The organism is Armatimonas sp. (assembly GCF_031410135.1).
Classification (GTDB): domain Bacteria; phylum Armatimonadota; class Armatimonadia; order Armatimonadales; family Armatimonadaceae; genus Armatimonas.
In genome coordinates this window covers 1-11,073 of sequence record NZ_JANNYP010000441.1, presented here as the reverse complement: position 1 = coordinate 11,073, position 11,073 = coordinate 1, and the positions used below count along the sequence as shown (strand labels likewise).

The 11,073-nt window shown below is 59.7% G+C and carries 9 protein-coding genes; 3 read left to right on the top strand and 6 right to left on the bottom strand.

Translation table 11 applies throughout. The features are described 5' to 3' along the window. The 3 genes from RMO15_RS16260 to RMO15_RS16250 form a co-directional block, all read right to left on the bottom strand. Window positions 1-249, bottom strand: a 249-nt coding sequence (locus RMO15_RS16260; RefSeq protein WP_309714495.1) for a hypothetical protein, incomplete at its 3' end; no start/stop codon positions are given. Then, complete coding sequence (locus RMO15_RS16255) at window positions 246-2,993, bottom strand: PSD1 and planctomycete cytochrome C domain-containing protein (RefSeq protein WP_309714494.1); 2,748 nt, start codon at window positions 2,991-2,993, stop codon at window positions 246-248. The genes RMO15_RS16255 and RMO15_RS16260, both read right to left, overlap by 4 nt. Before the next feature lie 46 nt (window positions 2,994-3,039). Further along, window positions 3,040-4,083: a nucleoside hydrolase-like domain-containing protein gene (locus RMO15_RS16250; RefSeq protein WP_309714493.1), complete on the bottom strand. Its 1,044-nt coding sequence runs from the start codon at window positions 4,081-4,083 to the stop codon at window positions 3,040-3,042. 66 nt (window positions 4,084-4,149) lie between these two features. Between RMO15_RS16250 and RMO15_RS16245 the strand changes: the two genes are divergently transcribed. After that, window positions 4,150-4,614 (top strand): dual specificity protein phosphatase, encoded by a 465-nt coding sequence (locus tag RMO15_RS16245; RefSeq protein ID WP_309714492.1) that lies wholly within the window; start codon window positions 4,150-4,152, stop codon window positions 4,612-4,614. Here the strand turns inward: RMO15_RS16245 and RMO15_RS16240 are convergent. Beyond that, window positions 4,601-6,424: a sulfatase-like hydrolase/transferase gene (locus RMO15_RS16240; protein ID WP_309714491.1), complete on the bottom strand. Its 1,824-nt coding sequence runs from the start codon at window positions 6,422-6,424 to the stop codon at window positions 4,601-4,603. The genes RMO15_RS16245 and RMO15_RS16240 overlap by 14 nt on opposite strands. Before the next feature lie 112 nt (window positions 6,425-6,536). Between RMO15_RS16240 and RMO15_RS16235 the strand changes: the two genes are divergently transcribed. After that, window positions 6,537-6,908 carry a BlaI/MecI/CopY family transcriptional regulator gene (locus RMO15_RS16235; protein ID WP_309714490.1) on the top strand — a complete coding sequence of 124 codons (372 nt, stop codon included), beginning with the start codon at window positions 6,537-6,539 and terminating at the stop codon, window positions 6,906-6,908. Then, window positions 6,905-9,622, top strand: a complete 2,718-nt coding sequence (locus RMO15_RS16230; protein ID WP_309714489.1) for a M56 family metallopeptidase — start codon at window positions 6,905-6,907, stop codon at window positions 9,620-9,622. The genes RMO15_RS16235 and RMO15_RS16230 overlap by 4 nt, the downstream gene beginning before the upstream one ends. Here the strand turns inward: RMO15_RS16230 and RMO15_RS16225 are convergent. Both RMO15_RS16225 and RMO15_RS16220 read right to left on the bottom strand, forming a co-directional pair. Beyond that, window positions 9,610-10,197, bottom strand: coding sequence for a methyltransferase domain-containing protein (locus RMO15_RS16225; protein WP_309714488.1), 588 nt, complete (start codon window positions 10,195-10,197; stop codon window positions 9,610-9,612). The genes RMO15_RS16230 and RMO15_RS16225 overlap by 13 nt on opposite strands. Window positions 10,198-10,219: 22 nt before the next feature. Continuing rightward, window positions 10,220-10,915: a copper amine oxidase N-terminal domain-containing protein gene (locus tag RMO15_RS16220; RefSeq protein ID WP_309714496.1), complete on the bottom strand. Its 696-nt coding sequence runs from the start codon at window positions 10,913-10,915 to the stop codon at window positions 10,220-10,222. Window positions 10,916-11,073: the final 158 nt, after the last annotated feature.

Here is an 11,073-nt window from a genome sequence, read left to right as displayed (position 1 = left end):
GTCGGTATGGTCGGTGAGCAGATACAGGTAGCCGCTCTTGTCAAAGACCAGCCCGTGGCCGTTCTTGATGGGCAGGCTTGCGGGCTTGGCCCAAGCTGGGACGAGACGCCAGGTGAGCGGCTCGAACCCACCCGGCTCCGTTCGTTCCTCACTTCGCCACCTTCCCTCAGGGCAGGGAGGGAAGGGTGGGTTTTCTCTCCCCTTCCCTGCCCTGAGGGAAGGGGCCGGGGGATGGGTTCGGTGTTTCATTCTTTGGTCAGCGCTTCATCGAGATTAAAGATCGACAGACATACCTGAGCCAGTGCGGCGTGCTGTGCGATCTCTAGGTTTGGGTTTCGCTTGTGCTCGCCCATCGAGAGAAAGGCGGTAGCCTGCTCGGGCTCTAGCTCGTAGGCGACTTTGGTGCGCTCGTAGCTGCCGCGCAGGATCGTGAGCTCCCGCGCCGACGGTCGCCGGGCACAGATGCGACGGAAGGCGGAGGTCAGGCGCTGGTCAGGGCTTGCCGACTCTAGCATCAGCTTCTCTGCTAACGCTCGGCTGGCCTCAACCCAAGTGATGTCGTTGAGGGTTGTGAGGGCGTGGAGCGGGGTGCTGGTGAGCGAGGCGCGGACTTTACAGGCTTGGCGCGTCGAGGCATCGAACATATTTCCCGGCCCGACCGTGCGCCGCCAGAAGGTGTAGAGGCTGCGGCGGTAGAGATCGCTCCCGGTGGACTGCGGGTAGGAAAAGTCGCGCTCTTTGGTGATCGAGAGGCTGTCCCAGATCCCCTTGGGCTGATACGGGTAGACTGGCTTTCCGCCCATTTTGTCATTGAGTAGCCCCGATGTTGCCAGCGCCACGTCCCGCAGGATCAGCGACGGTAGCCGAAACCGTGCCCCACGAGCGAGTAATCTATTCTCCGGGTCGCGGCCACGTAGCTCGGGCGAGACTTTCGAGGACTGCTTGTAGGTCTGGCTGGTAAAAATCAGGCGCACCAGATGCTTCACATCCCAGCCCGAGTCCATGAACTCGGCAGAGAGCCAATCGAGGAGCTCGGGGTGCGAGGGTTTCTCCCCCAGTAACCCAAAGTTCTCGCTGGTCTTCACCAGGCCAATGCCAAAAAACTGCTGCCAGAGCCGGTTGACAAAGACCCGCGCCGTGAGGGGATTCTCGCGGCTGACGAGCCACTTGGCCATCTCCAGCCGATTGCTTACACGGGCTCCCCCCGGGTACCCTTTGGGTGTGGGGGCGGGGGGGGCAATTGCGGCGGGCGTCCCACAAGCGACTTCCTCGCCGGGGGAGAGATACTGGCCGCGCACTAAAATCGTGGTCTTCCGGGGGCGGGCATCGGACATGACCATGACGCGTGGCAGGCTCGCTTGGAGCGCATCACGCTCTTTGGTCAATGTGGCGACACGGTCGCGGGCGACGAGAAGCTCGGGTGTGGCAGGCATGCTGGCCTTGAAGTAAAACCCCGCCGCTCCACCCCCATTGACGATCTTGAGCACGAGTGTATTTGCTCCCGGTGTGAGTGTCACCGTGACCTTCTCTTGATCCGCTAACACACCTCGGGTGATTTTCTTCCCCAGTACCAGCTTGCCGTTTACCCAGAGCTTGATGGCATCATCGCTTCCCAGACTCAGAGGAAGGCTGGACACTCCGGGAGTGGTGAGTGTCCTGACGAGATAGTGTGCCGTATTCTCTGTTTCGGGGAGGGACTGCACCACGCCATCTACCCACTCTGTATGCTCCGTGCCACCTGTTAGCTCCACAAGCGTCTTATCCGTATCGTAGGCCGCATCGAAAGTGGGTGCCGAAACGCTGGCAGCGAGGTGCCAACCCGCAAGAGTGACCGAGGGAGACGTGGGCTGGGGGCGTGCTTCCAGGCGCTTGACCTCCGCCTGTGCCGCTTTCAGGGCTACCACGATCCCATCAAGGCGCTTGCTTTCCTCTGGAGCCCCAACCGTAACAAAGGGCTCGGCGATTCGGTACTGCCCACCGCCCGAGGGCGTTCCACTCTCGGGGACGTTGTTGAAGTAGGCGAAGAACTTGTAGTAGTCGCGCTGGCTGATCGGGTCGTACTTATGATCATGGCACTGGGCACAGGCCATTGTGAGGCCCAGAAACGTCGTCGAGGTCACATCCACGCGATCAAACAAGATCACATTGCGCTGCTCCTCAGCAATCGCGCCGCCCTCGCCGTTGAGCAGATGGCAGCGGTTGAAGCCCGTCGCAATCTGCTGATCAAGTGTCGCGTTGGGCAGTAAGTCCCCCGCGAGCTGCTCGATGGTGAACTGGTCGAAGGGCATGTTCTTGTTGAATGCCTTCACCACCCAGTCCCGCCAGACATACTGGAACGTGTCGCCGTCTTGCTGGAAGCCATTGGAGTCGGCGTAGCGAGCGGCGTCCAGCCAAGGGAGCGCCATCCGCTCGCCGTAGTGCGGGTTGGCCAGCAGTCTATCCACGAGTTTTCCATACGCATCCGGGCGCGTGTCGGCCAGAAACGCATCCACTTCCTGCGGCGTCGGGGGCAGGCCCGTCAAGTCCAGCGTCACGCGCCGAATCAGCGTGGTCTTATCTGCCTGTGGCGAGAAGCTCAGCTTCTCTTTGACCAGCCGCGCCTTCACAAAACTATCAATCCCGCTCACCTCGACGGGCGGCTCCAGTGGACGCTTAACGGGCACATAGGCCCAGTGCTTTGTCTCACTGAGCGCTTTCTCCCAGCTTGCCAGCGCAGCCTGTTTCTGCACGGGGAGCGGCTTTCCCGTCGGAGGCATCTGGGGCTTGCCGCCCTCGCCACGCACCCGCTCCAGAATACGCTTGGCCTGCGCCGGGGTGAGCGTGGCCGCTTCAAGGTTCAGCCCGCCCTCTTTCTCCGTTGCGCTGTGGCAGGGGAGGCAGTCGGCTTTGAAGATCGCAGTGGGGGCATGGGGTGTTGTTTGGGGCTTCTGTGCCAGCGCCAGAGATCCCACCACCAACGGCGGTGCAACCCACATCCAGAATCGTGAACGCATGGAGACTGTTTGTGCGTCGGAGCCACGTTTTCCTGCTTGCGGCTCTTTACTTTCCTGCGGCAGCGCGAGCGCGGCGGAGAAGCTCCTCGTGGAGCGCCCTAGAGCTAGCAACGAATTTTTTTTCGTTGGCTGTCTCTTGCGAAGCGGTATTGGAGCCATCTGCGGGAATATCGGCGAGGGTGACGCCCATGGTGCCTAGCAGAACCCAGTAGGTCGCGGAGTCGGAGTGGTCTACACTGTTCTGGACGAACTTTCCCTCCGCAAAGAGTCGTCCAAGGCGGCTGACTTTGAAGGCTTCGTAGTACGCCACGCCACGCGGGGCACCACTGACAATGCCATGCTGCCCAATCGCACCACACTCGCGGTAGTCGATCTTCTTCGCTAGGGCGTTTTGTTTTAAGTAGGTACAGGCGGCGGCATCCTCGCGGCAGTTGGCGACATTCTCGGGGTGTTCAGGTGTGCCTTGATGCAGAGAAGAGTTCGTCCAGTGCGCGATGAAGCGAAGTTTCTTCAGCACATCTGTACGACCCGTACTGAGGCAGTGGTTCACAAGGATAGCGGGCTCCGTGACCGAGCCCCAGCAGAGGACGTTGATAAGCGCACCGTTGGGTTCACGAGCAGCCACCTCAAAGAGCGCCCGCACGGTTGGGTAGGTATCGAGCGAGGCGTAGGTCTTCGCCGGGGCATAGCGCTCCGCTGTCTTCTTGATGCAGGACTGTGTGAAGGAGATCGTTGCGGGAAATCCACCCCCCAAGCGGCTGTTGAGGTTCGCCACCTCGGCGCGGTAGGCCTCCCCAAAAGTACGCTCGGCCCAAGCGGCTTGGTCTGAGGAAACGGCATGCTCAGGACGGTGGGTGCTGGTGACAACGATGCCCCTTGTGTCGAATTTATCGGCAAGCAGGAGATAGCCTGCCATGGCGGAGATATCATCTGGGTCGTTGACCGTGCCCATGTGGTTCTTGCCGGGGATGGTCTTATCAGACATATCGGTGTAGATCCAAACGATGGGCTTTGCTGTCGGTGTCTGTGCTAACACTAGGGAGCCAAGTGCCGCTATTGATGCAATGTACATCCAGAATCGTGAACGCATGAGAGTTGTTTGTGCTTTGAGAGCGGCTTTTCCTGCTCACAGCGCAATTCGTTGTACAATTCGTGCATGGATTCCGTTCGACCCTGGCTCATCGTTGGCAAGTATGCCGAAACCCTCGACTACACAAGCTTGCTCACCCATCGTATTGAGGCTATGCTCCAGCTTGCTGCTGAGGTGAAGCAGCCGGGAATTGCGCAGCTCTATTTGGACGTGGATGACGGCGAGCCGCTACCGCCGGGAGCGCTGGAACAGGGCGTGGCGTTTGTGCGGGATCGCTTAGCACAACACGAGACCGTGCTCATTGCCTGCGGGGCGGGCATGAGCCGCGCCCCGACGTTTGCCATCGCCGTGCTCTGCGAAGAAGAGGGCATCGGGCTCTTGCAAGCCTACGCCGCCGTGGTCGCCGTGCGGGGAATCGCGCGGCCCCATCAGGCACTCTGGAAATCCCTTTGTACCTGGCGCGGCGAAGACATTCCCTACGAGGAAGTTCTGCGTATTTGGAAAGAGGCGGGGAGCGTCAACTGGTCTTGAGCTCGCCGGAGTAGAGCCGGACGCGGGTGAGGGTGCCGATGAAGTTGGGGAGGTCTTTGCCCGCCACTTTCGAGCCCGCATCGCCCCCTAGCTCCATCGGATTGGCGGGATCGCTGGTGATGAAGGTATGAAGCGGCCCGGCGGCGATTTCTTTCCCATCGAGAGCCAGCGTGAGGCGCTTATCAGGGGTAATTCGCGCCAGCAGCACTACCGAGCGTCCGACGATGCTCTCGCTGCCCGTAATCTGCGAACGCTTGCCCCCGGAGCTGACGGTAAAGACGGGCTTGCCGTTTTCCAGGTGCAGGCTGTAACCAAAGCTTACGCCGCCTCGTGCCAGAATCACCCCCTCGGGCTTCTCTGCCGTGAGCGTCGCCTCGATGGCCCAGGCTCCCACATTGGGGCGAAGCGCGGGCATGCTGGCGATGGTGACCAGCTTTGTGCCGTCGAATTTTCTCGCCTCTTTCCAGTCCAGCACCCAGCGGTTCAAGGGGGCGACGAGGCCACCGGGGGCGGAATCGGTCGCGACGGGCTTGTCCGCAAACGCAGGGATCTCAAAGCCGATTTCCTTGCGCTGACGCTCGAACTCCTGCTCCAGAGCCATGCGTAGCCCCGCTGCACCCGGATCACGGGCGAGGTTCTTGATCTCAAACGGATCGGCCTTGAGATCGAAGACCTCGGTCCACTCGGGGTGACCAGGGTACTGGATCAGCTTGGCGTTCTCCGTGCGGACACACTGCGTGGTGGGAGCCGCAAAGCCACGCTCAAAGAAGTAGGTGTAGAAGAACGCCTTGCGCCAGTCGGCGGGTTTCTTGCCCGTGAGCAGGGGGACAAGGCTTCGTCCGTGCATGGCCTTCGGAACGGGAACGCCCGCCAGCTCCAGAACCGTCGGTGCGATATCCACGTTCAGCGCCATCGCATCTAGCTTTTGTGCTCGGCGCATCCGCTTGGGCAGGTGCACTAGGAGCGGAATCCGCAGGCTCTCGTCGTAGGCGGTGCGCTTATCCCCGAGGCTGTGCTCCCCCAAATAGAAGCCATTGTCCGAGGCAAAGATCACCACCGTGTTGTCGTCTACCGAGGCCATGAGCTTCCCGACGCAGTCGTCCATGGCGCTCAGACAGCGAAAGTAGCCCCGGTTCAGGGCATTGGGATCTGCGTTGCCCTTGCGCTCGGAGGCGTAGATGGGGGACATTCCGAGGTTGGGGACGGGACGCGCGGTGTCGCTAGTGTAGTCGTTGGCGTGGCTCGGAGGCGGCGAGAACGGCCCGTGCGCGCTCTTAAAGCCTAAGACGAGAAAGAAGGGCTTGCCTGCGCTCTCGCGCATAAACTGGAGGGCGTAGTCAGTCGAGACATCGTCAATCCAGCCCTTGGTGGGAGTGTCCTTGCCATTGACCACAAATTGGCAGTCGTCGTACTTGCCTTGCCCGATAAAACTCGCGGCAAAGTCAAAGCAGGGGCGCTCACGCTGGTTGCCCATGTGCCACTTGCCCACATAGCCTGTTTTGTAGCCTGCTGAGCTGAGTAGCGTCGCCACGGTCACATTTTTCTCGGAAAACGGCGTATGATTATCCACAATGCCATTGGTATGCCCGTACTGCCCCGTGAGTAGGGTCGCGCGGCTGGGAGCGCAGAGCGAGTTCACCACAAAAGCATTGCGAAAGCGCGTGCCCTCGGCGGCGAGCTTGTCCAAGTTCGGTGTCTTGAACCAGGGAAAGCGGCCTTTGCTTCCCTGCTCCTTCTGCACCACCCCGAGCGCATCCCAGCGCTGGTCGTCGGTGTAGATCACAATGATATTGGGCCTTGATGTTTGCATAACGGTCGTTTCAATAAAAACGAAAAGAATTCCTGCCCTTGACAATTTGACGACTAGTGTCGTATAACTAGTGACGACACTAGTCGTCATTGTATTGCGGAGGTTTAAAGAAATGGGGAGACGGGCAGGGCTGGGAACCGCGGAGGCAGAGATTCTGCGCTTTATTCAGGAGAATGCACCGGTGAGTGTGCGGCAAGTGGCGGAGCAGTTCACACAGGTGCAGCGCACGACGGTTCTGAATGTGATGGAGCGCTTGCGAGCCAAGGGGTTTTTAACCCGTGAGCGGGCGGGGTGTGTCTGGAGCTATCAGCCAAGCCTGCCCCAGACCCAGCAGCAGCGCTCGTTGGTGCGCGACTTTGTTCAGCAGATGTTGGGCGGAGAAGTCGGGCCGTTTGTGGCGTATCTGACCGAAGAAGCAGAGCTAAATTCTGCTGAGCTGACCGAGCTGAAGCGGCTGGTTGCGGCGCTGGAGGATGAGAAATGAATCCCGAAGAGCTGGAGATCGCACTGACTCGCGCCTCGTGGCAAGGCGCTCTCGCGGTGGTTTTTGTGGCCCTACTCTGCCTACTTCCCCGACTGTCGGGCTCTATCAAAACGGCGTTATGGCGGCTGGTTCTGGTCAAATTTGCCGCCGCGTTGCTTCTCGGGGCAGTCGTGTCGCTGCCGATTTTACGTCCCGAGCCACCCCTGGAGATCTCAACCTCGCAGCCCGAGCCCACTTTGGCGACGTTCACAAAATTGCCTGAGCGTACGAGTGCGCCGCAAGTAAAAGCACAGACTCTACCACCTGCGCCGATACCTTCCTGGCTGGTCGTCTATGGGTTAGGAGCCGCTGCGTTTTCTCTGCACTTACTGAGGCAGGCGGCAAGAACCCGGCGCTGGCGGCAGGGAACTCAGCCTGTGCAAGATGCGTGTGTGCTTGCCGAGTGTGCGGAGCTCGCAAAAGGACTTAAGCTGTGGCGGGTGCCCGAGCTACGACAGAGCGAGTGTGTGCAAACCCCCGCCCTTACGGGAGTTCTCAAGCCGACAATTGTTCTTCCCGCGGCGCTTCTGAGTGACTCTGCCACGCTCCGGCTGGCACTGGCCCATGAGCTGGCCCATGCCCGGCGCGATGATCTTGCGTGGAATCTCTTCGGGGCGCTCCTGCGAGTCGTTTTCTGGTTCCACCCGCTGGTCTGGTGGTCGGTGCGCGAGCTTGCCGTGTCCCAGGAGCAAGCCTGCGATACCCTCGCCATTCGTATCAGCGCGGTGGCTCCCGCGACCTATGGCAAGACCCTGCTCGCTCTGGCGCAACCCGGAGCACTCCGCACAAGCTTTGTGAGTGGGAGTGCAGATCACCTCAAGCGCCGCCTCAGAGCCCTGAAAAACACCCGTCGCTCGCCGCTCTTAGCTGTCCTCGCTCTCGGTCTGACTGGCTGCGCCCTTGTGCCTTGGCAGCTCACAGCAGCGCGGCCCGTGCTATTGCCTGAGCCAGTTTCAACACCAAAACCACTACGCAAAGGCACCGCGACGATCTCAGGGCAGATTCGGTTGGCCAATGGTAGGCCCGCTGGAAATCTGCGGGTTTGGTGCAATCTACTGGATGAGCAAGGTGGTTTTTCCGATTGGGGTAAGAGCGTCTCGACACGCGACTCCGGCGTCTACTCGCTCGATCTGCTTCCTGCGGGCACGTACCGCGTCTGTGTGGAAACAGCCGGGAAGGACTACACGACGCGCTACAAGCCTGTTGTCACGGTGAAGGAAGGAGCGACAAAGACTAATGTGGACTTCGATCTCCAGGTAGGAGTGGTCGTGGAGGGGACGGTGCGTGATCTTCAGGGCAAGCCTCTTCCCGGTGTCTGGGTGGGCGGAGGCCCCGCAAGCGGCGGACGGCGCGACTACACGACCTACAATGTCACGGACGCAAACGGACACTACCGGATTCGCGTGCCCACTCCCGATGCCCTCATTCAGCTCCGAAGCAACCCCGCCACGGGGACACTTCTGGATCCAGAAGCACAGGCGCAGATCGTATTTACTCCTCGGACATCACCAACCCACGACTTCCAAGTGGCAGGACGGGCACGTCAACCGCTCTCCGCGTTTCTGAGGACACCGGAGGGAACTCCGATAGCCAATGCGGAAATCGTCACACGTCTCCAGAGAAGCAAAACCGATGATCGGGGCTATTTCCAGGTCAAGGCACACTGGGGGGAGTCTGAGGCACCGGAGGAAATTCTTGTGCGCCAGAAAGGCTACACGGGGAAGGCACAACTTACTGTCGGGCAGGAGCAGGTTGTTTCCGTCATGCTTCAAGAAACTCAGCCTGCTGTTATCACGGGGCAGATTGTTGATGAGCAAGGACGACCACTTGAAAGCCTCTCTCTTGCCGCAACACGTCTCAGTGTGGGGTTGCTCTCTCCCATTGGAATCTATCGGCGGGAGCTCTCTGGAAACTTTGAGATTACGCTCCCTTCGGACTCGGAGTACTTACTTTTTCTCAACGGCACCTCCTCCGCTCGCGGCTCATTAGAGTACTATCACTCCCCCGTGTCCTATGGGAGCCTAAATCTTACTCAGCTCCGTTCGGGAGAGCGGCGCAATCTGGGCAGGATTGTCTTACGATATGGTAAAGGCACGGTAACGGGTGTGCTCCGCGATGGAACAGGACGGACTTTGCTCCACCAGACCATTCAGGCTCGCGACCTGAATGGTGAGTTCGGTGGCGTGACCGAGAACGATGGGACATTTCGCATCAACGGGCTTCCTGAGGGTGTGGTTGAACTCTCTCTCGTAGGGGACTATAAAATTGACCCCATCACCGTCTTACCTGGTGGCCCTGCGCTAAATCTCTATGCTCGGCGCAATCGTGAGGCACAGCTTCTCTTCCATAACTACACACTGGCACAGCAAGAAGCACAGCGACGCGGTGTTTCCCTGTTTGTTTTTCTATCAACACGAACCTGCGCCAATTGCCGAGATTTTGAGTTTCGGGTTCTCCCCCGGCCCGAAGTGCAGGCTGTGCTGGAAGGAATGGTCTGCGTTAAGCTTGATGCCGACCAAAATGTCGGCTTGGCAAGGCAGCTCTTCGGAGCTGAGCCAATGATCACGCCGCAGTTTGGATTGGTGACATCAGGCGGCAAGCTCTTGGCAAAAACCGACTACAGCACCGCAAAGCAGCCCGCCGACTTTGTTCGCTGGCTTGCTCAGAAACGCTGATAGAGCCGTAGCACTTCGCGTTCTTCGCGGCCTGGGAACGCGACGGTTGGCACTTCGGAGCGCAGGAGGGTGAAGTGCTCGGCGAAACGTGTGTCTAGTTCTTCTAAAGTGGCGTTGAATGGTGGCCCAAGCGTTGGGTCGGGATTATCGCGCGGGTTGAGGTAGAAGATTGCCAGCAGCAAGCCCCCAGGCTTGAGGGCTTGTGTCACGGCGTACATATAGTCGTCGCGGCGCTCACGAGGGATGGCGCAGTAGCAGGTATGCTCAAAGACGGCATCGAAAGCGGCGGAAAAATCAGAGGGCAGGTCAAAAAGATCCCCCATCACAAAGCGCGTGTTGGGGAGCAACTCAACGCCCGCAAAGGCGCTGGGGGCGAGATCCAGCCCAATCACCTCGACTTCGTCTGCGCCTGCCGCTCCAATGGCTCGCACGTCGTGGCCCCGCCCACAACCAGGCACCAGCACGCGGCCCGTGAGCAGCGATTCGGCGAGATAGGCAAGTAGGGCGGGGGAGGCTGCGCCTTTGTCCCACTGCGTCTCGCCCGTTTGATAGAGAGCTTCCCAGTCCGTTGTCATGCCCTCAGCATACCTGATTGCATCAGGGGCGAAGGCTGGCCATCACAATCGTGCGCGTCTCCGGGTTCCACGTCGCTGTCTGATCCGATGCCAGTTCAATAAGCTCCAGCGGGACGAACACGGCACCACCACGGACTTCGGTCGGGCTCTCTAATCGGATGCGCTGCCCATTTTTCTCGATCCATCGACTGCCCACTGCATTGGTGATCTTCTTCTCGGGAACCGTGAGCGTATTTTGCGCGGCATCGTAGCGGTAGCTGAAACGAGCGACGCGCGACATTTGCTCCAGGGGAACCATGATGTCCTCGCCGCGCATGAAGGGGCGGGCACCGGCAAAGGGCTCATCCCGGCCATTGATGCGCATCATGATCCTGTTGGGGTTTTGCGCCCGCTCCTGCTCGCGATTACGTACCACCGGAGTTCTGCCCTTGCCATCGGCTCGATTCGTGAGGATGCTGACTTGCTGGCGTGACTCGTCCCAGTCCACACTCGCCCCCAGTGCCTCCCCGATAAAGCGCAGGGGAACCATCGTGCTTCCCCCAATCCGCATCGCGGGCATGCGGAGGCCGACTCTCTGGCCATTGACAAGTGCCATGGTATTGCCGAGGGTGAGCTGAATGTCACGCTCGCCCATTGTCGCCTTCACGGTCTGGGTGGCTTCGTTCCAGCTAATATCTGCGCCAATCTCTTCGAGAACGCCTCGAAGTGGGACGAGAATATACCCCCCTCAGCGCTCTAATCTTGTCCCGTATCTTTTGCCCGTAGATGAGGGTAGCCTGATCTCCCGGCAGATGGCTGGAGCAGAGGCAGTTTCCTCACGACGATACTAGTTATTGATATTTAATGAAAAATCAGTTAACTGTTAATAAAGCACAA